Raw genomic sequence first — 23,661 nt, forward strand, 5'->3', positions numbered from 1 at the left:
ATGGCGAAGAACGCCGCAAAAACTGCGCCGGAGATCGAGGGACTGACCGCTTTGATGGAGCGACATGCCGACGCTTTATCAGGGCAGTTGCAAGCGCATCACGTCAAGGTCTTTCCGCCGTCTGCAGAAAAAGGAATCCGAGGGTTTGCGCCATCGGAGGCAGCAAAACTCTTGGGCGTTAAAGAGTCATACTTGCGCCAGATCGCGTCTGACATGCCGGAACTGAACGTCAGTACGAGCGCTGGCGGGCGCCGTATATTCTCGATCGAAGACATTCATCAAATCCGAAAGCATATGGATCAGGTCGGCCGTGGGAACCGGCGTTATCTGCCGCATCGGCGAGACGGCGAGCAGTTGCAAGTCATTTCGGTCATGAATTTCAAAGGCGGATCGGGAAAGACCACAACATCCGCGCACCTCGCGCAATATTTAGCGATGCGTGGGTATCGTGTTCTGGCGATTGATTTGGACCCGCAGGCGAGCCTTTCCGCTCTGTTTGGAAACCAGCCGGAAATCCATGTCGGTGCGAATGAGACGCTTTACGGTGCCATTCGCTATGATGACGAGCAACGGCCTATCGAAGAGGTCGTCAGGGGAACCTACATTCCCGACCTTCATCTCATTCCCGGCAATCTCGAGCTCATGGAGTTCGAGCATGACACGCCGCGTGCGTTGATGAGTCGCAAGGAAGGCGACACGCTCTTTTACGGACGGATCAGTCAAGTCATTGAGGACATCGCGGACAATTATGACGTGGTCGTCATCGACTGCCCTCCCCAGCTCGGCTACCTCACCCTTTCGGCCCTGACAGCGGCAACGTCCATCCTGGTGACGGTGCACCCGCAGATGCTCGATGTGATGTCGATGAACCAGTTCCTGGCGATGACGTCGAATTTGCTTAGAGAAATCGAAAATGCCGGGGCCAAGTTCAACTTCAATTGGATGCGGTATCTCATCACCCGCTTCGAGCCAAGCGACGGCCCGCAAAACCAGATGGTCGGTTATCTCAGGTCGATTTTCGGCGAGAACGTGCTCAATTTCCCGATGCTGAAGACAACGGCCGTCTCGGATGCCGGACTTACTAACCAAACTCTCTTCGAGGTTGAGCGCGGTCAATTCACGCGGTCTACCTATGATCGCGCCTTGGAGGCAATGAACGCCGTCAACGACGAGATCGAGTCTCTCATCAAAAAAGCATGGGGTAGACCCACATGAGCCGAAAGGACATCCTGGGCGTTTCCGCGACCCTGCCAACTGCACACGCTCCGAACGACGCGCATGCCCCGAAAACCCGAACGATGCCCCTTCTCGGTGTGGCTCGAAAGGATCGTGATCCGTCGGCCAAGCTGACTGCCAACATCGGCAACGCTTTACGCGAGCAGAACGACCGCGTCGAGCGCGCCGAGGAAATCGAACGCCGTCTTGCCGAAGGACAGGCCGTGGTCGATCTCGATCCGAAGGTCATTGACCCTTCTTTCATGCAGGACCGGATGCCTGGCGAGATCGATGGCCTGCTTGCGTCCATAAAGGAACAGGGTCAGCAGGTGCCGATTCTTGTGCGCCCTCATCCGCAACAGCCCGGCCGATATGAAGTCGCGTTCGGTCATCGCCGCCTGAGAGCGGTGAGCGAACTGGGCCTGCCGGTGAAAGCCGTCGTTCGCGATCTGACCGATGAGCAGCTGGTGGTCGCGCAGGGCCAGGAGAACAATGAACGTCAGGACCTGACGTTCATCGAGAAAGCTCGATTTGCGGCCCGACTCAAGGAGCGTTTCACACGCGACGTGATTATCTCGTCGATGTCCGTTGATAAGGGCGACCTCTCCAAGATGCTATCGATCGTCGACGCCCTCCCCTCGGACCTGATCGATGCGATCGGATCCGCGCCAGGTGTCGGTCTGAGAAGCTGGCAGGAATTGGCCGGGCTGATCGAAAAGGCATCCTCGGCGGAGAACTCTCTCAAGCTTGTGCGTTCGAGTGAAATTCAGGGACTTCAGTCGGCCGACCGGTTCAAGGCGTTGATGGTGCATCTGAAGCCGCGTCGGACGGAACGCGGCCTTCCTGATGTCATGGCGAGCCCAAATGGCGAGCGCCTGGCACAAGTGAAGCAGAGCAAGGCCAAGGTAGAAATCATGATCGATCGCAAGGCGGCGCCCGATTTCGCGGCCTTCGTGCTCGAGCAATTGCCGGCGCTCTATGAGGCGCACCGTGCGAAACAGAAACAAAAGAAGGAAGCGTAAGACGCAAAAAGAAAAGAGCCCCCTCAACGTTGCCGTCGCGGAAGCCCTTCTGTCTCTGTAGCAAGAACAGAATCGCATTTCCTCGAATCCTCGTCAAGAGTCTTTGGCACCGTTTTGGTGAGCAAATTTCGTTTGCCTGCTGAAAGGTAAGAGACGATGCAAACGGGAAATGTGACGACGCCCTTCGGGCGGCGGCCGGTTTCGCTTGCCCTGGTGAGACGGCAGCAAGCTGCCGTAGAAATCAAGGCAGGTAAGTCGGCCGAGAAATGGAAAATCTTTCGCGACGTCTCTGCGGCGATGGCGCCGCTCGGCATTCAGTCGAACAGCCTCGCAGTACTCGATGCGCTTTTGAGCTTTTATCCGGACAACGAGCTGCGCCAGGACGCGCAGCTGATCGTATTCCCTTCGAATACACAGCTGTCGTTGCGAGCTCATGGAATGGCAGGATCGACTCTGCGGCGCCATCTCGCCGCACTTGTCGAAGCTGGTTTGATCATTCGAAAGGATAGCGCCAATGGCAAGCGCTACGCCCGCAGGGATGACGATGGCGACGTCGAAAGCGCCTTCGGTTTCGATCTATCCCCGCTTCTTTCCCGTGCTGAAGAACTCGCGATGCTGGCGCAGCAGGTCGTCGCGGAGCGCGCCGCCTTCCGGAAGATGAAAGAGAACCTGACGATCTGCCGGCGTGACGTGCGCAAGCTGATCACCGCGGCGATGGAGGAAGGCGCAGAGGGCGATTGGCAGGCCATTGAGGACATCTATGTAGCGCTGATTGCACGCCTCCCGCGCACGCCGTCGATAGCCGACGTCAACGGAATCCTCGAAGAAATGCAGATGCTGAAAGAGGAAGTACTCAACCGGCTGGAAACTCAGGAAAAATTAGAAAATCCAGGCGCCAATGGCGCCCAAATCGAGCAGCACATACAGAATTCAAAACCCGAATCCATCCATGAACTTGAACCTTGCTCTGAAGACAGGCGGGGGGCAAAATCGAGCAAGCCAACTAGGACGGAGAGGGAAGGGTTGAAGGCATTTCCGCTTGGCTTGGTTTTGAAGGCGTGCCCGCAAGTCTCAAATTACGCCGCCGGCGGTTCGATCGGGAACTGGCGTGAATTGATGTCCGCGGCTGTTGTCGTTCGCTCGATGTTGGGCATCAGCCCATCGGCTTATCAGGAGGCTTGCGAAGTCATGGGGCCGGAAAATGCGGCCGTCGCCGTTGCCGGCATCCTGGAGCGAGCAAACATGATCAACTCGCCCGGCGGGTATCTCCGTGAACTGACGCGACGCTCCGAGCGTGGACAGTTTTCACTGGGGCCGATGATCATGGCCTTGTTGAAGGCGAATGGTGTTGCGCAAAGCCGAGTGGGGTAGGGTAGGCGAGGGCAATCGTATTCCCGATGACGAAAGTGTTCAGATCGTGGATTTCGGCATGCTTTTTCGGGGGCCCGGCAAAAAGTTGGTCGCGACCAACTCATCTAAGCTTCTGATCTACCTTGCTTTTTGAAAACGGGTTTTCTGCGGCGATGGAAAAACGCTGAGAAACTATCTTCAGGAAAGAAACGGCGGTTCGGTCGCCCGCGTAGCCGAAATAATCCGCTCGAGGGGCGCGGGCCTCCTCTGTAAAAGCGAGTAAGACTTCCGGAAGCGTTAACAAAGAAACGCCTGATCGGTTCGGCGATAGCCATTGGTGCTGCGGCTGGCGTGAGCTCGCCACGCAGATTAAAACGTCCGAAACAGCTCGTCGGTGATGCCTTTGTTCTCGTGGAGGAGCTTTACGTCAAAGAGGTAGTGGGAATGTCGACGATCGGCTGCAGAATGCACCTCTCCATCGAAGGGAGGCTCAAGCGTAAGAGCCTCCATTTCAGGCGAAGGTCGATCCGCCCTCAACACGACTGCTCACTCTGGGAGTTAGGCAGGATGCACCGTCTTTCTGGTGACAGAGAAAGTTCCTAGTTTAATTTCCGTTTGGTCTGCCCAACGTCAACAACTGGGTCGCCTTCACTAGCAATATGTTTGCGCACCGCCCACGGTCCTCTCGATTTTTGCCGCGACGCGATCGACGGTCTAGCCGATTTCGGCGAGGTGCTTGTCTCTTGGCCTAAGCGGAAGATATGTGAGATCGAGACCGACAGGGCGAAGGAAGAGAGTAATAGCGGTCCCGCCCCTCGTTGCAAAGACGGGTTCGCCTGCGATCGCCGGCAGCGCCTGCTCGAGAGGTTTAAGTTGAGAGGCATATTGGTCAAGAGCCAATGTTCTTTCCGGCATAACAGCTAAATATCCAGCTGGGACCGTGATGCCAAGTCAGGTGCACTTTGCCGCTCTTCACGAATGCCCGGTCGCATTTGCCCAAATCGATCAGCGAGTGAACCCAGGTCGAAACCGCAAACGTCCGTTTTAGACGGACGATTCCGTCAACAATTAAAGCGGTTCAAGTCCATAAACTGCGGATACGACTGCGATGAATGGGGGCTGGCGGAAAGACATTCGCGGCATATTTTTCTCCACGCGCCAGTCCGCTGCCTCCGCCATCCACTGCAGCTGCAGACGCAAACGGGCCAACCTATCTTGGAATCTGTGGTCCAGAGCTGCCGAATCCAAAACGCTCTTTCATCTCGGGCGTGCGGATCCAGGGATCGCCGGCGATCTTGACGACTATTTCTTCGAACACGCGCGTGAAGGCATTTTTGGTGGCTTCCTCGGAGAGGCTTTCCGCCTGTTCAAGAGGAAGCAGCGGTTTCATGTCGATCAGGAGGCGCGGATTTGCCAGCTTGGCAAACATTCGTTCCTCGGCCTGGGCACGCGATATCGATTGCCCTGCAAGGTCAAGATACTGACTAAACAACGCAGCGACACGTTCCACATTCAATCCTTCGAACGCCTCCAACGAATAGGAAAGATCGTACAGGTCGCGGCCTTTCTCGCGTTGCAGAAACGCGCGCAACTTCGTCGCCAGCATCTCCTCGCGCGAAAAGGTCGGGATTGCTGCTTCGCCGGCGAACCACGGATTGTCCACCTGGAGCAGCCGGGACTGCGGTGGATCGAGCGCTTCGATCTCTCGCGTATTGATTTCTACCTTCAGCCGGATAGGTACGCCACTCCCGTCTTCTGCTTCCACGCGGAAACGAAACTTGGGAGCGACGGGGCTCTGGTCAAATTGCGCGCGGCCGAGCCAAGGTTCGAGGACGACACGCAATTGATCGAGGATCGGCCCAATCGGTCCCGAAGACGTTCGGACGAGATCGATATCCTCAGAGTAGCGAAGCGGCTTCGGGAAGTGGAGCTTGTTCAGAGCTGTGCCGCCACGGAAACGGAGTTCGGTGCCGAGCATCTTGTCGTTGAAGATATTTATTAGCGCCCGGCTGATGATGAGATCCTGCTCCACCTGCCGCTGGTCCGCCCAAGGAACGACGGCACCCCAAGCAACGATGTTTTGAGAGGGGATCATTCGTCTACCTCCGGTGTACGGCGGACGATCACATGCCAACGATCGTCCCGCTCCTGTGGTTCGAGCGTGAAGTCCGGGTCGCGCACCTCCTGCCTGTCAAGCTCTGTCCATGACACCGGGCCGCGGGCCATCAGAGCGGCGTACATCGTATTCGCCAGATCGGCATGTCCGAGCAGATCCAGCAAATGGCCAAGACGTTGCACGACAGGCCGCTCGGCGGCATCGGAAAGTTCGGCCAGCTGGGCAGGCGAGATTTTCTCGGCGAGATCCGTAAGCACGGTTGCAACATTGTCGGTGCCCCCAGCTGCTTGGGGGTAGCGTAGGAGATCAAGCGCTGTGAGCGCTGGTGAAGATATCTTCATTCTGCCTGTATCTGTTTTCCGGTCCTCAATGCCCGCTTCCACTGCCGCTATGTCCTTGCGGAAATAGAAGACTATGAAATTGCGGCCCGCCTTGATCCTCGGCATACGCTTTCCGGTAATGACCTGAAATTCCATGACGGCCTGATGCGTGGCCCCATGAAGCTCTGCCGCCTTCAGGAGACCGACATAGTAGGGCTGCTGTTCATTTCGCATCAGAGCGTCGATATACCAGGACGGAGGCGGTGCGCCCCAGGAGGCGAACTGCGGGGGTACTGCGACATAAAGGCCCTGCCGCGGCCTTATCAGCGCCTTACGGCGTTGTAGGCGCTCGGCTGCGTCAAGGAAAGCGCCGCGCCCCAACCCGAGCGCATGCTCCACTTCCTTGCTTGTAAACACCACTTTGCCTGCTGATAGCAGACTGGCGATATAGGATGATAGGGGGGATCGCTGATCGTAAACCATGTGACATTATCCGCGCTTCGTGCGGATATTTCAACATGATTTCTGACGTTCAGAAAATCATGTTCGTCTCTCCGCGCCAAGAGCGGCTTTTTCAGCATGATTTGCGAGAGTACACCAGCAACGGCGGCTATGTCCTCATTGTCCGCTGGCACGATATCGTTCGGATTTCTGCGCATTTTCTCATAACCTGTTGAGGTTATCCATCAGTTGATGGTGGGTGGCGACAAAGTGAGCCATGTGCGACGTCTGATGAAACTTTAAAAGATTGCTCGACGACTGGTGCGAAGTCTGAGGGTCACTTTTGAGCTTTAAGAGGAGCGAGGATCCGGCGAGGGCCGATCTTACGCACCACTGATCACAGATTGCGTCCGATTTTCAACGCCGCAGGCGTGCATGTTGACTCTTCGATCGCGGTGGCGGAAAAAGCAGTCAATCCCAGAGGACAATCGATGGCTGACCAAGAGACCCAGAGCCCAGCGGACGATGCCGTGGCGGCCGAAGCCAAGCCCGCTACTCCGAAAAAGGCTTCCAGGGCAAAGAACGCAACAACTGAAACGACGCGGGTGGGCTCGTCCAAATCGGCGAAGCCGAAGACCCGCGGCCTCAGCGATCAGGAAAAGCTAGAAAGGATTGGTCAGATCGAAGCTCAGGTCGCCGGTGGTTCTACCTTGAAAGATGCCGTCAAAGACGCGGGTATTTCCGATCAGACCTATTATCAGTGGAAGAAAGCCGTAGCTCGACCTGCCACGCCAGTTCTGGACCAGTCTGTTTCGGTGGATGATGAGCTTGCCGAGTTCATCCAGCTAGAGGAAGAGAACCGGCGGCTCAGAAAACTGCTTTCTGAAAAGCTACGCGCGGAAAATGCTGATCTGCGCAAGAGACTTGGAATGAACTAGCGGGTTGACCGCCTCCCTACTAAAACCCTCTCGTAGGTATCCCACTGCAAGCAAATGATCTGGAAGTTCTAAGCATCCTGATCATTGCGCGTCGCCATCCAATTCCAATCTTCCGGCACATGAGAACACCACGACCCAACTTCGTCGTCGAATATAAGACGAACAGACGTCAAGCCAAGGCTCGACCCATGTCGATCTGGGGCAATCTGGATCTGCGGGCGGTGGCCCGCGCGGTCGAGTCCGATGGGGTCATGCTGGACGTTGATCCGCGTCAGGTCCCAGCAGTCCTTGAAGACGCTGCGTTGGTTGAACCGGACGTGGCCGCTTCGAATGCCGAGGAAGAGGCTCAAGGCCTTCCGGCGAGTCCCGCCACGATGTCTTCGCCGGACGAAACCGTCGAGCCGGCGGCCGGCGAGTACAACTCATACGACGGCGGGCCTTCCGTCCAGGAGCAACGAATCTCGGCGCCCGAGCGGGTTCCAAAGCCGCGGGCGAGGACGCAGTGCCTGGGCAACTCCAAACATCGGGACGTGTTCGATCATCGGTGCGATCCCTCTCTCCAGGACATATCGGACGAAGAGCTTGCCGCTCTCGAAGCTGCAAATCGGCATCTGAAACGGCTGATGGTCGTAAGGCTCCGTGAGGAGAACGACAGACTCAAGTTCATGCTTCGACGGTTTGGGACTGCCTAAGCACCGAAAGGTCGCGCCAAGAAAATCAGCTCTCTTCAACAGCGACGACGCGTGCGCTCCGAAACCATTTCATGCGATACAATAGCGGTGGTGTCGCTCCACGGGGCCAGCCGACAGCCAGTCGGCAGTCGCCGATTGCCACTTGCGAGCCTCGTCCCGCACCCGGCAAATCCGCACCTAGCGGAGAGGAGAGAGGGAGAGGAGGGAAGGGAGGCTGTGACGGATTGAGAGGGTTGGAGAGAGGCTCCGGCCGGTCCGTCATGGAGAAACGACATGGCTCAGGCCACATCGAAAATCACCCTCAGTGCAGCCCGCGACATTCCCTTCAACAAACTGGTGCTCAGCCAGCAGAACGTCCGCAAGATCAAGGCGGGCGTCTCGATCGAAGATCTGGCGGAAGACATCGCCCATCGCGGGCTGCTCACCAGCCTCAACGTCCGCCCGGAACTCGACGGTGATGGCAACGAGACCGGCATATATCGGATCCCGGCGGGCGGGCGCCGTTATCGCGCCCTCGAGCGTCTTGTGGCGCAGAAGCGTCTGGCCAAGACTGCCGGGGTTCCCTGCATCGTCAGCAAGGGCGAGACCCTCGAAGTCGAGGATTCGCTCGCTGAAAACGTCCAGCGCGTATCCGTGCATCCGCTCGATCAGTTCCGCGCCTTCCAGACCTTGCGTGAGCAGGGGTTGGGTGAGGAGGAGATCGCCGCGCGCTTCTTCGTCTCGGTTGCGACAGTCAGGCAGCGCCTGCGGCTGGCCTCCGTCTCGCCGCGGCTTCTTGATCTCTATGCCGAAGACGAGATGACGCTCGAGCAGATCATGGCGTTTTCGATCACCAACGATCCTGTTCGCCAGGAGCAGGTCTGGGACACGGTCTCGCGGTCGCATAGCCGGGAGCCGTACTACATCCGCCGACTGCTGACCGAAACCGCGATCCGCGCTAGCGACCGCCGCGCCGTTTATGTCGGTGTCGAAGCCTACGAGGCCGCTGGCGGCGTCGTGATGCGGGATCTGTTCGACCAGGATCAGGGCGGATGGCTGCAGGATCCGGCGCTGCTGGAGCAGCTCGTGATGGAAAAGCTGAAGGCCGACGCCGAGGCGATCCGCGTGAGCGAAGGCTGGAAGTGGGTCGAAGCAGCCTTCGACTTCCCCTACGGCCACACATCCGGCCTGCGGCGCTTCTACGGCGATCAGGCCGAAATGACGGAAGACGAACTGGCCCGCTATGACGCCGCCCGCGCCGAATACGACAAGCTCGACGCAGAGTACGCGGAGGCGGACGAGTACTCGGAAGCGACCGAACAGAAACTGGAGGAGCTTGGTATCGAGCTCGACCGGCTCAACGACCGTCCACACATGTTCGATCCGCAGGAGGTCGCCCGCGGTGGGGCCTTCGTCTCGCTCGGCGTGGGTGGCGAGCTCAAGATCGAGCGAGGTTTCGTGCGGCCCGAGGACGAACCGAAGGATGAAGCCGATCCCTCGGCTGATGCCGGCGATGGTGCCGATTATGCCAGCAGCCTTCCGGCAACCGGAGCCGCCGGCGGCGAGGTTACCCAACCGGATGACGAGGACGACACAATCAAGCCGCTTCCCGACCGTCTCGTTCTCGATCTCACGGCAGCTCGCACGATCGCTTTGCGCAATGCGCTGGCGAACAACTCGGTCATCGCCTTCATCGCGGTCCTGCATGCCTTCGTCCTGAAGACCTTCTACGTCTACGGCTCGGATTCGTGCCTGGAGGTGACACTGCAGAGCGCTCGCTTCAGCCAGACGCCCGGTCTCGGCGATACGGTCTGGACGAAGGAGATCGAGCAGCGGCAGGAAGCCTGGGGCCAGGATCTGCCCAAGGATCCAAACGATCTCTGGGATTTCCTGATCGAGCTCGACGAGGTCAGCCGGCAGGCGCTGTTTGCCCATTGCGCCTCGTTGTCGGTGAACGCGGTGACCGAACCCTGGAACAAGCGGACCCGGGCGATCGCCCATGCCGAGCAGCTGGCTCGCTCGATCGGCTTCGACATGGTGAAAGCCGGCTGGACGGCGACCGCCGACAACTATCTCGGCCGCGTCACCAAAGCGCATATCCTGCAGGCCGTCCGGGAAGCCAAGGGCGACCAGGCCGCGGAACTGATCGGCCATCTCAAGAAGACCGACATGGCCCGCGAGGCCGAGCGGCTGATGACAGGCTGCGGGTGGCTGCCGGAACCGCTTCGCATGCCGGTCGAAAGCGGCATCAACCAAAGCGACGCTGTCGCCGATGATGCCTCAGTCGGATCCGATGAGGGCGAGACCCCCTCGCAGCTCTCCAACCTGCCGGCCTTCCTCCTCGACCAGCCCGAAACATCGGACGACGACACGCAGGATATGGAAAGCGGGATCGACGGCGAGCATCTCGCCGCCGCCGAATAGGTTCACGAGCATCACATCACCTGACCCGATCGTCATTGCGGTCGGGTCTTCGTTGCAAAACAGCCCGGCCATCGCGCCGGGTTTTTCCGTTTCAGGAGGCACCCATGCCTGACTTCACCATCGAGACCACCTACGACCTGCCGGTCTTCCGACGCCGCACTTACGCGGCGGACACACTGGAGGCGGCCTGCCGTGCCGCCATCGACGACGACAGCTGGGATATCGCCGAGAAGGACTTCGATTCCTCCGGTCCAGTTCATATCACTGGGCTCTGGGACGGCACACATGCGGCCTATGAAGGTCCACCCATCCAAGTCCCGCAGCAATTCGATGAACCTATCCAGCGCCGGGCGCGTCATTTCGAGATCCTGCTCGGACTGTTGAAGATGTTGTTGGATGACATCAGTTCGGCCCGGCCGCCGTCGCTCGAATGGCTCGCCCGATCTGCCTGGGCGATTGCCCGAGGAGAAGCCATTCTCGCCGGAGAACCGGATCCTGAAGAACCGGCCACCCCACCAAAGCCTTCCCACGTCCTGGTCAGGCTGCAAGAGGCTGGTGTGCGCGATGCAATCGCCGCCGTGCTCGAAATAGATCCGAGCTTCAAAGCTCTATCTCCCGAGGCAGTGACCGACGACGAGGTCCATGCAGCATGCGTTTCCATCGCCACCACGATGGATTTTTCCGACGTCGTCGGAAACGCCGAATTCCAGGCTGCGCTCTCGGCGATTAGGTCGGCGCACCGCCGGCTGACGTTCGATTGATCCTTCTTCTTCCCCAGTCATCCCTCAACCTCGCCCGGCCGCAGCGCCGGGTTTTCGTCTTTAAGGAGACATCCAATGAACACTCTCGCTCCCACCACTCAGACCGTTCCCTCCGCCTTCAAGGTCGATATCTCGCGCGGCGAGAGGATCGCCCGCGTGTCGTCGGAATGGTTTTCGCGTCCTGATGATGAACGCTTCCTGTCACTGACCGATCTCTACGACACCGTTCGATCCCGCGCCGAGCGCGCCCATGCCAGAACGATCGAGAGCGCTGCGATCCGGGTCGAAGCGACGCGCGACAATGCGGAGCGGCTTGAGCTTCTCGTTCCGGGTCAGCGTCAAGCGATCGCACCGACCCATTGGAGCTACGGCCAGCTCTGCAGCCTCGTTCGCGCACCCGCCACCTATATGCGGCAGCTGCCAGCGCCGCTTGCCGCGATCAACCTGCAGCACGGCCTGCTCAACCACCGTGCCGAGCTCGTCAAGACGCTCGAGATGGACGATCGGCGGCTTGAACTACGAGCCGTCACCGGGCCCGAATACGGCCGCATCTGGGACCATGAACTGGTCTCCGCCGTGATGAAGATCGCCGGCAACGGGACCGGCGACACGATGTGGAAAGTGCCGGGTCAGCTCGATTGGGCAACGATGACCCACAATCCCTTCGTCGACATCACCAAGGATACGACGACGCTTTACGCCAGCGACCGGGACGTTTTCCTGTTCCTGGTGGACGACACCCATCCGATCGAAGCCGGACGATTGCCGAATGGCGAGCCGGATCTCTATTTCCGCGGCTTCTATGCCTGGAACTCCGAGGTCGGCTCGCAGACGCTCGGCATCGCCTCCTTTTATCTGCGGGCGGTCTGCGCCAACAGGAACCTCTGGGGCACAGAGAATTTTGAAGAAATCACCATCCGCCACTCGAAGTTCGCCGCCCAACGATTTGCGCATGAGGCAGCACCCGCGCTCACCAGCTTTGCCAATTCGTCGCCGGCGCCCTTCATCGCCGGCATCAAGGCGGCGCGTGAGCGGATCGTCGCGCGCAAGGACGACGATCGCGAAGTGTTCCTGCGTCGTCGCGGCTTCTCAAAGGGCGAGACCGGCAAGGTGATCGAGATGGTGCTGTCGGAGGAGGGGAGGCCGCCCGAGTCGATCTTATGCCGATATCGGCATAAGATCGATTATGCGGAGTATATGATTATGCCGACCACGCCGTGCCAATTGCCGTCATGCTGGGCAAAATCCAACTGATTTACTCGGCATAATTACGGCTCGTTTGACGAGCGAGAACGTGTCACCTTTAGGCTGGAAGTTCTCTGCTTTAAGCTGGGTGCAGGTGTGTGGCACGGACGATCGAACCGTTGAGCGGCGAAGAAATTGAACATGAGATTGGGCGTATCAAGCAACGCTTAGCGGCTTTGGACGCCGAGAAGAACGAGCTTGAGCGCATCCTCGTGTCGCTTGAGCAGGAGCTGGCGCTTGCCGTTACACGCTCCGACCAAACTGAATTGTTTGTCGGCGCCCCCGTTACCAACAACTCCCCGGTATCGGAAAAGGTGGCGCTGTTCCGCCGCATGTTTGCCGGTCGTATGGATGTTTTCCCTGTCCGATGGGAAAACCGAAAGACGGCCCGCTCGGGATATTCTCCGGCTTGCGCCAACGAATGGGCAAAGGGGCTGTGCGGCAAGCCGAAGATCAAATGCGGAGATTGTCCCCACCAGGCATTTATCCCGCTTTCGGATGAGATTGTCGAAAGACATCTGCGCGGCGGTGACAGCTTCAGTGCCGGGGATTTTGTCGCCGGGGTATATCCTCTGCTGCAGGATGAGACCTGCTGGTTCCTGGCTGCCGACTTCGACAAGGAGAACTGGGCCGACGACGCCACCGCGCTTTTGGAAACATGCCGATCCAAGGGGATCGCAGCGGCGCTGGAACGGTCGAGATCCGGGAACGGCGGACATGTGTGGCTGTTCTTCGACGAGCCTGTGCCGGCACGGATTGCGCGTCAACTGGGAGCCGCGCTGATCACGGAAACGATGGAGCGGCGCCCGGAGATCGGCTTTGCTTCGTATGATCGGTTCTTTCCCAATCAGGACACGATGCCGGTTGGCGGCTTTGGCAACCTGATCGCTCTTCCGCTGCAACGAAGGGCGCGGGAAAAAGGAAATAGCGTATTCGTCGACAAGAACTTGCGCCCATATGACGATCAGTGGGCGTTCCTGTCGTCCTTGCCGAGGCTCTCCGCCGATGCGGTCTTTGAGCTTGTCGATGACGCGGAGAGGTCTGGCCGTGTCCTTGCCGTTCGGATGCCGGTGGAAGACGAGCATGCCGACGAGCCCTGGCGGATGACGCCGTCCAGGCGCTCCGACATCGGCCGAATAGAAGCTACGCTACCGAAGAGCGTCAAGATCGTTGTTGCTGATCAGGTCTATATCGACAGGACGGAGATACCGCCAGCTCTGACCACCCGGTTCATTCGCCTTGCGGCTTTCCAGAATCCGGAGTTCTATCGCGCGCAAGCCATGCGTTTGCCGGCCTTCGGCAAGCCGCGGATTATCTCATGTGCCGAGCTTCACCCTCGGCATGTGGGGCTGCCAAGGGGCTGTCTTGACGAAGCGATCGAACTTCTTAGAAACCACGATATCGATGTCGACCTCCAGGACCATCGGGAAGACGGCAAGCAGTTGCCTGCTGGAATCTCCTTCCAGGGAGATTTGCGGCCGCCGCAACTGAAAGCTTTCGACGCTCTCGTCACTCACGATACCGGCGTGCTTGCCGCGACGACCGCATTCGGAAAAACCGTTCTTGCCGCATCGCTGATTGCTGAACGCGCGCGCAATACATTGGTGCTCGTTCACCGTCGAGAACTGCTCGACCAATGGCTGGAACGCTTGCGTTCGTTCCTGAATATCGATCCGAAGCAGATCGGAATTGTCGGCGGAGGGAAGCGAAAGCCAACCGGAATAATCGACGTTGCACTGATCCAGAGCCTTGTCCGTAAAGGAGAGGTATCGGATCTTGTCGGGGAATACGGGCATCTCATCGTCGACGAATGCCATCACCTGTCGGCGGCGAGCTTTGAACTTGTGGCGCGCCGATCGAAAGCCCGGTTTGTCCTCGGCCTTTCCGCAACGGTCGCGCGTAAGGATGGCCATCACCCGATTATCTTCATGCAGTGCGGCCCGGTTCGCCACCGGGTCGGCGCGCAGCAGCAGGCGCTTGAACGAGGCATTCGCCATCGTGCACGCGAGCGCTCGACCAAGTTCGAATTGCCGTTGTCACTGGCAATGTCAGAACGCCCCGCGATGCCGGCGGTCTATGCAGCGTTGAGCCAGGATGCGCGAAGAAACGACCTGATCTTCGACGACGTCCTGAAATCGCTTGAGGCAAAACGCTCGCCAATCGTCTTGACAGAGCGGAAGGATCATCTCGACTATCTTAGAGACCGCTTCTCGCCTTTCGTCCGCAACCTTGCCGTTCTGCGCGGCGGCATGTCCGCCGCTGAGCGTAAAGCGGCGGAAGCGGCATTGCGGGTACCCGACGAGCAGGAGCGCCTGATCCTCGCGACGGGCCGCTATATTGGAGAAGGCTTCGACGATCCCCGGCTCGATACGCTATTCCTGACCATGCCGATCTCGTGGAAAGGCACTTTGGCCCAGTACGTAGGCCGCCTGCACCGACAACATGACGACAAGTTGGACGTTCTCGTCATCGACTATGTCGATGCTGCCGTGCCTGTGCTGGCACGCATGGCGGCGAAACGGCGCACAGGATATCGGTCCCTTGGCTATAGGCTCGAATAGCCGAGAGATCGGGGCTCCCTTTTGTCTCCGACCTGGTGAAGAGGCCCCGATACCGTGCGCTACGTGGCGTTGCGCAGTTCGGTGAGCACCGCCATCAGCTTATCGGATGGTGGTCGGAAACGACCCTGCTTGATGGCTGGCGGCGCATGTGCTGCCAGCACAGCCAGCTTGTCGGCGGGATCCGCGCGTAGATAGGCTTCCGTGCTTTGCAAGCTTGCGTGACCGAGCCATAGCGACACCTTGCGGACATCGCCGGTCGCGGCGAGCGTGTGCATGGCGCAACTGTGCCGGAGCACATGCGGCGTCACCCGCTTGCCGGACAACGCCGGCCGTTTCCGGGTGGCGGTAGCAACGTGCAGTGCCAACCGATGAGCGAAGCCGTCCCGGCTCATGCGTTCGCCGTTCCTGCTGAGGAACAGCTCCGGAGTCGAGGCTTGCGGCCTCACCACGATCCAAGCCCGCAACGCAGCCTGCGTCTCACGCCAGAGCGGCAGGACGCGCTCCCGTCGACCTTTGCCAAGAATGCGAACCATCGAAAGCGACCGGTCGGAAAAATCGTCGAGACGCAGCGAGAGCAGTTCGGAAACCCGCAGTCCGGCTGCATAGGTCAAGTGCAGCATGGCCCGATCTCGCACGCCGCCCCAGCTTCGTGGGTCTGGGGCGGAAAGAAGTTCTTTTACCTCTTCCAGTGTGAGGTAATCGATCAACGCCTTGTCGCTTCGCTTCATGGGCAAGGCTCGTATCCGCAACGCCTGCTCAAGACATGCGGGTGCCTTGTACTCAAGGTAGCGAAAGAATGATCGGATTGCCGCAAAGCGGGCGTTGCGTGATCGGGCCGCATTGCCACGTTCTCCTTCGACATGATCAAGGAACGCCAGAACCAGGTCCGGATCAATCTCCTCGACGGAGAGGTCGGATGGCCGCCGTTTTAGCCGTCCGGCGGCGAAACGCACCAGGAGAGCGAAGGCGTGAGCATAGGTGGCGATCGTATGCGGGCTGGCGTTACGTTCTCGAGGGAGGTGCTCTCGTAAGAAGGCCGTCAGCAAGGGAGCGAGAGCCGTCATGGCAGTTCCTCCCCGAACAGTTGCTCACTCGCGGCAGCAATGTTGTGCATCAGAACGGGCGTCGCCTCCAGATACCAGTAGGTATGCGCGATATCCGAATGGCCGAGATAGGTGCTGAGTGCCGCCATGTGATGAGCGACGGCTTGCCGGTCATGAGCGCAGGCTTCGAGCGAGCGGACTGCAAAGGTATGGCGCAAATCGTGCAGGCGCGGCCCCGGCGTTCCTGTCGGCCCCCGAAACCCGAGCTGCCGGGCGATCCGCACAAACGTCACGTGTGCTGTTACCTTACTGGGGGCATAGCCGGTTCTGAGAGCGAACAAATCATTGCTGTCACTATCGGCCCTGTTGCGTATGGTGAGATATTCGGCCAAGGCGCGGCGGGTCGTCTCATGGACTGGTAGCAGCCGGTCCTTGCCGAACTTTCCATTCCGGACGATCAGCCCGTCATCCGTGATGTCGCTTCGCTGCAACGCCAGAGCTTCCGACACCCGCAGACCGGTTGCTGCCAGAAGGCCAAACAGGTGATGGTAAGTACAGGGACCAATGGAGCCTATATGAGGCAGCTTCAGTGCCGCTTCCAGGATGGCACGAATCTGATGGGTTTCCAGAAGGTACGGAGCGGGACGCGGCCGTTTGCCGCGACCGAATGCCCCGGCAGGTGGCACTTCGTGCAATGGATCCTCGGCGTTCAGAAATGCGCAAAACCGCCGGACGGCGTCGTAGCATGATCGAGCGCGAACGGGCGACGAGGCACTCGCACACCAGTCATGGATGCGCGTAACGGAAGTGTATCGATCTCCGTGGGCCTCGGCATAACGGGCATAAAGGGTAAGGGTTCGGCTTTGCTCGTCGAATGTCAGACCGAGCCGACGGTGAAGGGCGACGTAGCGGATGACATTGTCGATCAGCATGACACATCTCCTGGCCAGGGCTGGGCGATCTGCTTGAGCATCGGAACATCGACTTTGGCATAGATGGCGGTCGTCGAGGGCGAGCGATGTCTCAGAACAGTTCCCACCGTTTCCAGGCCTGCCCCATTGCGCAGGAGTCTTGTTGCCAGTGAATGACGAAACAGATGCGCTCCTGTCGGCACTCCCTCGATTCCGCCACGCGCAAGCACGCGGGACAGGATGTCGGAAATCTGTGATGATGAAGCGAGAGGCGTGAATGGAGCTTGCAGCCGCAAGAAAATCCGCTCTTCCGCCACAAGTGGCCGGGCCTGCTCAATGTAGGCGAGCAAAGCATCGCCTGCGTCCTGAGGCAATGGCAAGTTCGCCGATCGGCGTCCTTTCCCGTGCACGCGGATAAGGGCATTTGCCCAGTCGATATCGGAAAAGCGCAGTCGGCAGATGTCGCCAGCGCGCAGTCCAAGGCGGGCCAGCAACAGGATGATCGCCCGGTCTCTCAAATCCGCCGACGTTGCCTTGCCGCATGACGCAATGATGCGTTCGACGGTGGCCTCGCTGACATATCGTGGAAGATTGGATAGTCGCCGTCGTGCGACTGATGGCACAGCATGACATAGCTCCGGCCGGCATTCGTTGCGCGCAGCGAGGAACCGCAGATAGCTTCGCAGGACCGTTGCGGTCAGCCGTATCGAAGAACGTGAACGGGTCGCCGGCTGGTTCAGCATTATATTGCGAAGGGCCGTCACCTCATAGGAAGCAGGATCATCTCCAAGATCGGCTTGCCATCGAGCGACTTCGTACAGATATCGCTCGACTGTATTACCAGTCATTCCGCAATGTCGCTCAAGCCAAATTCGATATGCAATAAGCCGGGTATCGCCGACCTCTGGGCTATCATCTATAGCGCGGCAGGCGGGAACCATACCGCCTTCCCTGAGAAAACTCAGGAAACGCTGGGCGCCTCGGCGGCGCTTCTGTAATCCGGAGACGGCCAGCTTGCCATTCTTACGTCTGAGGCCGCAGCAACAATTGTGACGCGCGAAACGCTCTATCAAAGCGTCATCGACATCGGCCCATCGCAGACGCGAGACCCGAAGCCATAGGGCGAAATGCTCCGCGGCTGAGAATAGCACGCGATGTGCCCAGGAGCCGTAACCGAGATGCGTGAGGCGGTCTGCATATCGGGCAAGGTGTTGATTGATATCGTGGACCTCATCCGCGCGACGAATATCACCGCGATCCTCCAGAAACCGGACAAATCGACGAACCACGTTGATGTAGTACGGATCCCGGAGCTGTACGGCGCTATAGCGTGGGCAACTACATGCATGATTTGCAAAGCGCCGTACGGTCGACGCATTGACACTGCTGAGTTGGGTTCGGTTCTGATCGAGCCAGAATAAGAAGTGTCGGGCGGCGCTGGAATATCTGAAAATACCGGCCTTGCCGCGCATAGGTGCAAGAAACTCGGTTACAGCATCGCAAAAAAATGAGTTGGCATGCTCAGCCGGCTTTGGGTCTGATTGGTGATAGGCGTCTAATGGCATATTGATTCCTCAAGGTTGTTGAACCCGAGGGAGCTTAATTATGCCGAGTAAATCAGTTGGATTTTGCCCAGCATGACGGCAATTGGCACGGCGTGGTCGGCATAATCATATACTCCGCATAATCGATCTTCGATTTCGTGCAGGGCATCACCGCGCTGGCGCGCACGAAGACCAATCAGGACACGCGCCTCGATCTGGAAGGCAAGGCGAAGAAGCTGCTGGAGAGCGCCTCCTGACATGTTCACGCCCGCCTGGCTCGGACCCGGCCGCGTATACAAACCCCATCGCAGTCATCCCAGAGCCCGGTCAAGCGCCGGGCCTCATTTTGTCTGGAGAACCCCAATGGCTATCCCCGATCATTCCCGCGCAAACTTCGACACGCTGTTGCGCGCCGCGTCCGACGGCAATCTTGCTCTTATCGAATGCATCGATGCGTCTACACGCGAGCCGCGTTGCGTACTTTGCGCCGTTGGCCGCAACGGCGGCGAATATATCTTCACGCCATTCGGCCATCTCGCCGATGGCAATCCATACGACGCCTACCTTCCCCCCGATCCCGACGATCCAACCGGCTTCCTTGCGAGCCCTGCAACCTAACCGCTGACAATCGCCGACGGTTTTATTGGCATTCCCGATCCCTGCTGGCTGCCCGATTTCGCTCCTCCGACCCGTTCGGCAGGGTGTTGGGCCTCGCCGTTCTTTCCTCACTCATGGAGCAACCTTCAATGAATATCATCTCGTATCCTCAAAGTGTTTCCGCCCCTTCGCGTTTTGAGACCAAAAGCCGCGCTGACGAACTTATAGAAGCTGCCGGTCGGATCGCCTCGCTTTTGGAGCAAGGCAAAGTCGTCACTTCAGGCGACCTGCGACAGAACATGATCGAGGCCCTTAGCGGCAGCGATGCCGAAGGCCTCTGGCTTTGGAAAGACGCCTATGAAGCGACCGAAGCCGCTCAGGTCCTTTTCCTGCGCAAGTTCGGGCCAGCGATCGTTTCCCGCGCGCATTCGCCCCAATCGACACTCGCGATGCTGACGAAAGTGGCGAACCTCCTGCCGACCCATAGCCGACGGTCGGAGGAGAGTCGGGCCCTACAGCAATTCTCAACTCCGGTCCCTCTTGCCTACATCGCATCTCGCGCTGCCGGCATCACGGCCGCTGACGTGGTTCTCGAGCCGTCGGCCGGAACCGGCCTTATGGCGATCTTCGCCGAACTCGCAGGCGCCCGCCTGGTGCTCAACGAATACGCGGGGATCCGGTGCTCTCTGCTGCAGCGGCTTTTCCCCCATGTTCCCGTCTTCCAACACGATGCCGCACGTATCGACGATTACCTCGACCGTTCCATTCGGCCGACCGTGGTGCTGATGAACCCGCCGTTCTCGGCCGGTGTCCATGTGGAAGGTCGCGTCGCCGACGCTGCCTGGCGGCATCTGACCTCCGCATTCGCTCGTCTCGCTCCCGGTGGCCGGCTCATCGCGATCACCGGCGCGAGCCGTTCTCCCGAGAATCTCGCGTGGCGCGACGCCTTCGTTCGTCTGCAGGAGCAGAGCACGATACTGTTCACTGCGGCGATCGACGGCAGCATCTACGCCCGTCATGGAACGACAATGGAAACGCGCCTCACTGTGATCGACAAGATTCCGGCGGGCGATCCGTCGAAGCTCGCAATGTCGAGGGGCACCGCGTCCGATCTGGAAACGCTTCTCGCTTGGATCGCTGACCTACCACCTCGCACCCTGGCGAGGGCGCCAGACCCCATTGGAGTGTCCTCCAACGGCATCCTGCGCGCGGACGGGATGCGTCCAGCAGCAGTTGCGGCGCCGCGGCATCGCGCTGCACCTGTCGATGATGAGGTCATCGAACTGTCCTACGAGCTGCGGGACGCGCAGCCGAAGGACGAGGCCAACGCAGTTGACGGCATCTACGAATCCTACCGGCTGCAGTCGATCCACATCTCCGACGCAAGGCCCCATCCCGACAGGCTGGTCGAATCCGTGGCAATGGCCTCCGTCGCACCGCCGAAGCCGAGTTATCGCCCGCATCTGCCGAAGCGCATCGTCGTAAGCGGCGATCTTTCCGACGCCCAACTCGAAAGCGTCATCTATGCCGGTGAAGCCCATTCCGGCTATCTTGCCGGGCACTGGAGCGTCGATACCTCCTTTGACAATCTCAAGGCGGTCGCATCCGACGCGGAAAACGCTGTTCGTTTTCGACGCGGGTGGTTCCTCGGCGACGGAACAGGCGCCGGCAAAGGTCGCCAGGCTGCCGGCATTATTCTCGACAACTGGCTGAAGGGTCGCCGGCGGCATGTCTGGATATCGAAGTCCGACAAGCTGATCGAGGACGCGCAGCGCGACTGGAGAGCGCTGGGTCAAGAGAAGCTCCTGGTCACCCCCCTGTCGCGCTTCCGGCAGGGCAAGCCGATCAAGCTTGAGGAGGGCATCCTTTTCACCACCTTTGCGACGCTGCGCAGCGATGAGCGCGAGGGCAAGCGGTCACGGGTTCAGCAGATCGTCGATTGGCTCGGGAACGATTTTAATGGTGTCATCGTCTTCGATGAAGGCCATGCGATGGCCAATGCCGCCGGCGGCAGAACCGAGCGCGGCGAAAAGGCCGCATCGCAACAGGGCAGGGCAGGGCTCCGGCTGCAGCGTGCCCTTCCGGGCGCCCGTGTCGTCTATGTCTCTGCCACCGGCGCATCGGAAGTGGAGTCGCTCGCCTATGCCGAGCGCCTCGGCCTTTGGGGCAGCAGTGACTTTCCCTTTCCGACGCGCTCTGAGTTCATTGCCGCAATCGAAGATGGCGGTGTCGCTGCGATGGAAGTTCTGGCGAGAGACCTGAAGGCCATGGGCCTCTACGCATCGCGCTCGCTCTCCTTCGAGGGCGTCGAATACGAGATCCTCGAGCACGAGCTTACCGAGGAACAGATCCGCATCTACGACTCCTATGCAGAAGCGTTCCAGGTGATCCACAACCATCTCGATGCCGCGATGGAAGCGTCCGGCATTACTGGCAAATCCGGGACGCTGAACAAAAATGCCAAGGCTGCCGCGCGCTCCGCCTTCGAAAGCTCGAAGCAGCGCTTCTTCAATCACTTGCTGACATCGATGAAGACGCCGGCCCTTCTCAAAGCCACCGCCAACGATCTCGAGGAAGGCCGTGCGGCCATTGTCCAACTCGTCTCGACGGGGGCAGCGCTGACCGAACGCCGGCTGGCACAGATCCCGACCGAGGAATGGGGCGATCTGCAGGTCGACGTGACGCCGCGGGAATATGTCATCGACTACCTGATTCACTCTTTCCCGGTACAGCTTTTTGAGGAATTTTCCGACGCTGACGGCAATCTCAGCTCGCGGCCGGTTCATGATGCGGACGGCAAGCCGGTGATCTGCCGGGAGGCCGAACGGCGCCGCGACGAACTGGTCGAAACACTGGGAAGCCTGCCGGCGATCCCGACCGCCCTCGACCAGATCGTCCAGCATTTCGGAACCGAGAAGGTGGCCGAGATCACCGGCCGCTCTCGCCGCATCGTTCGTCGTGAGGACAGCACTTCCATTGTGCGCTATGCCGTTCAGAACCGGCCGGGCAGCGCCAATCTCGACGAGGCCCGTGCCTTCATGGACGACGAGAAAGCCATTCTCGTCTTCAGCGATGCCGGTGGAACCGGCAGATCCTACCATGCGGATCTTGCCGCCAAAAATCAGCGCCTGCGCTTGCATAACCTTCTGGAAGCCGGATGGCGAGCCGACGTGGCGATCCAGGGTCTCGGGCGCAGTCATCGCACCAACCAGAAGCAGCCGCCGCGCTTTCGGATGATCGCCACCAATGTCAAGGCAGAACGGCGCTTCCTCTCGACCATCGCCCGGCGTCTCGACACGCTCGGCGCCATCACCCGTGGTCAACGCCAGACCGGCGGTCAGGGGATGTTCCGATCCGAGGACAATCTCGAATCGCAATATGCCCGCGACGCGCTGCGGCAATTCTACGGACTGCTGCATGCCTGCAGGATCGAAGGCTGCTCGCTGAATAAGTTTGAGGGCATCACCGGCCTGTCGCTGACCTCGGAGGAGGGAGGATTGAAGGACGAGCTGCCGCCGATCCAGACCTTCCTGAACAGAATGCTGGCGCTGACCATCGCGATGCAGAACGTGCTGTTCGAAGCCTTTGAGCAACTTTTGGCGGCACGCGTCGAAGGAGCGATCGCCGCCGGCATCTACGACAAGGGCCTGGAGACGATCACCGCCGACAGCATGACGGTCACCGACCGCCGGCTGATCTACACGCATCCGGTCACCGGCGCGCAGTCGCACCTGCTGACGATCGAACGCAGGGATCGCAATGCACCGATGCTGCTTGACGATGTGCGGGCGCTGGTCAGGCAGGACGCACGCGCCAAGCTGATGATCAACGGCAAGTCGGGCCGGCCGGCGGTGATGGTCCCGACGCGCTCGATCATGCTGGACGACGGTTCGGTCCAGCCGCGCGTGTCGTTGATCCGGCCTATGGATGAGCTGCGCTTCGAAGTCCGGCAACTTGAAGAGACCAACTGGGAGGAGGCCGACGAACAAGCGTTCGCCCTTGCCTGGAATACCGAGGTCGCAGCGGTGCCGGAATTCTCGACGTCGACGATGCACATCGTCAGCGGGTTGTTGCTGCCGATCTGGAAATTGCTGCCGCAGGATTTCTGCCGGGTGCGGCGGCTGCAGACCGATGACGGCGAGCGGATCGTCGGCCGGGTCATCGCGCCGGATCGGCTCACCGGCCTTTGCCGCAACTTCGGGATCGATCAGACGGAAGTGCTGAGCGCTGACCAGGCCTGGGCGTCGCTAGTCGACGGATCCTCTATCGTCGGCCTCGCCGGCGACATGACGCTCCGCCGCGTGCGCGTCATGAACGAATACCGCGTCGAACTGACTGGCTTCACGGATGGCATGCGCGAGTGGTTGCGCTCGGTGGGACTGTTCTCCGAGATGATCAATTGGAAGCTGCGCTTCTTCGTGCCGGCGACAGATGAGGGTGCGGAGATCCTGTCGAGGCTGATCGAGCGTCATCGCCTTGTCGATGTCGCGCGCCGGTCATGA

Annotated in this window: 16 protein-coding genes; 11 read left to right on the top strand and 5 right to left on the bottom strand. The window is 59.6% G+C overall.

The window, feature by feature from the left end:
• From repA to repC, 3 genes are all read left to right on the top strand, one after another.
• Positions 1-1,215 (top strand): plasmid partitioning protein RepA, encoded by a 1,215-nt coding sequence (gene repA, locus QA646_RS29400; RefSeq protein WP_283061125.1) that lies wholly within the window; start codon positions 1-3, stop codon positions 1,213-1,215.
• Positions 1,212-2,237: a plasmid partitioning protein RepB gene (repB, locus tag QA646_RS29405; protein ID WP_283061126.1), complete on the top strand. Its 1,026-nt coding sequence runs from the start codon at positions 1,212-1,214 to the stop codon at positions 2,235-2,237. Before repA ends, repB begins: the two co-directional genes overlap by 4 nt.
• Positions 2,238-2,393: 156 nt before the next feature.
• Positions 2,394-3,608: a plasmid replication protein RepC gene (gene repC, locus QA646_RS29410; protein ID WP_283061127.1), complete on the top strand. Its 1,215-nt coding sequence runs from the start codon at positions 2,394-2,396 to the stop codon at positions 3,606-3,608.
• Between the two features lie 1,189 nt (positions 3,609-4,797).
• Here repC and QA646_RS29415 read toward each other — a convergent pair.
• Both QA646_RS29415 and QA646_RS29420 read right to left on the bottom strand, forming a co-directional pair.
• Positions 4,798-5,682, bottom strand: coding sequence for a nucleotidyl transferase AbiEii/AbiGii toxin family protein (locus tag QA646_RS29415; protein WP_283061128.1), 885 nt, complete (start codon positions 5,680-5,682; stop codon positions 4,798-4,800).
• Positions 5,679-6,506, bottom strand: a complete 828-nt coding sequence (locus QA646_RS29420; protein ID WP_283061129.1) for a type IV toxin-antitoxin system AbiEi family antitoxin — start codon at positions 6,504-6,506, stop codon at positions 5,679-5,681. Before QA646_RS29420 ends, QA646_RS29415 begins: the two co-directional genes overlap by 4 nt.
• A 362-nt stretch (positions 6,507-6,868) precedes the next feature.
• Between QA646_RS29420 and QA646_RS29425 the strand changes: the two genes are divergently transcribed.
• From QA646_RS29425 to QA646_RS29450, 6 genes are all read left to right on the top strand, one after another.
• Positions 6,869-7,402 (top strand): transposase, encoded by a 534-nt coding sequence (locus QA646_RS29425; RefSeq protein WP_349254284.1) that lies wholly within the window; start codon positions 6,869-6,871, stop codon positions 7,400-7,402.
• Between the two features lie 188 nt (positions 7,403-7,590).
• Positions 7,591-8,094, top strand: coding sequence for a hypothetical protein (locus QA646_RS29430; protein ID WP_283061130.1), 504 nt, complete (start codon positions 7,591-7,593; stop codon positions 8,092-8,094).
• A gap of 273 nt (positions 8,095-8,367) precedes the next feature.
• On the top strand, positions 8,368-10,497 hold the full coding sequence (locus tag QA646_RS29435; protein WP_283061131.1) for a ParB/RepB/Spo0J family partition protein: 2,130 nt from the start codon (positions 8,368-8,370) through the stop codon (positions 10,495-10,497).
• A 104-nt stretch (positions 10,498-10,601) separates the two neighbouring features.
• A complete protein-coding gene (locus tag QA646_RS29440; protein ID WP_283061132.1) occupies positions 10,602-11,258 on the top strand; it encodes a hypothetical protein in 657 nt (218 codons plus the stop codon).
• A gap of 75 nt (positions 11,259-11,333) precedes the next feature.
• The gene (locus QA646_RS29445) at positions 11,334-12,512 is read left to right on the top strand and encodes a DUF932 domain-containing protein (protein WP_349254285.1); all 1,179 of its coding nucleotides are present in this window, start codon (positions 11,334-11,336) and stop codon (positions 12,510-12,512) included.
• Between the two features lie 110 nt (positions 12,513-12,622).
• Positions 12,623-15,064, top strand: a complete 2,442-nt coding sequence (locus QA646_RS29450; RefSeq protein ID WP_283061236.1) for a DEAD/DEAH box helicase — start codon at positions 12,623-12,625, stop codon at positions 15,062-15,064.
• Between the two features lie 59 nt (positions 15,065-15,123).
• On the opposite strand, the gene QA646_RS29455 is transcribed toward QA646_RS29450, so the two are convergent.
• Genes QA646_RS29455 through QA646_RS29465 form a run of 3 tightly spaced genes read right to left on the bottom strand, consistent with a single transcriptional unit; the run spans position 15,124 to position 18,583 of the window.
• Positions 15,124-16,128 carry a tyrosine-type recombinase/integrase gene (locus QA646_RS29455; protein ID WP_283061133.1) on the bottom strand — a complete coding sequence of 335 codons (1,005 nt, stop codon included), beginning with the start codon at positions 16,126-16,128 and terminating at the stop codon, positions 15,124-15,126.
• Positions 16,125-17,039 carry a tyrosine-type recombinase/integrase gene (locus QA646_RS29460; protein WP_283061134.1) on the bottom strand — a complete coding sequence of 305 codons (915 nt, stop codon included), beginning with the start codon at positions 17,037-17,039 and terminating at the stop codon, positions 16,125-16,127. Before QA646_RS29460 ends, QA646_RS29455 begins: the two co-directional genes overlap by 4 nt.
• Positions 17,033-18,583, bottom strand: a complete 1,551-nt coding sequence (locus tag QA646_RS29465) for a tyrosine-type recombinase/integrase (protein ID WP_283061135.1) — start codon at positions 18,581-18,583, stop codon at positions 17,033-17,035. Before QA646_RS29465 ends, QA646_RS29460 begins: the two co-directional genes overlap by 7 nt.
• Before the next feature lie 342 nt (positions 18,584-18,925).
• Here QA646_RS29465 and QA646_RS29470 point away from each other — a divergent pair, with 342 nt between their 5' ends.
• Complete coding sequence (locus tag QA646_RS29470; protein ID WP_283061136.1) at positions 18,926-19,180, top strand: DUF6117 family protein; 255 nt, start codon at positions 18,926-18,928, stop codon at positions 19,178-19,180.
• A gap of 128 nt (positions 19,181-19,308) precedes the next feature.
• Positions 19,309-23,661, top strand: coding sequence for a bifunctional class I SAM-dependent methyltransferase/DEAD/DEAH box helicase (locus QA646_RS29475; RefSeq protein WP_283061137.1), 4,353 nt, complete (start codon positions 19,309-19,311; stop codon positions 23,659-23,661).

The organism is Rhizobium sp. CB3090 (assembly GCF_029714285.1).
Classification (GTDB): domain Bacteria; phylum Pseudomonadota; class Alphaproteobacteria; order Rhizobiales; family Rhizobiaceae; genus Rhizobium.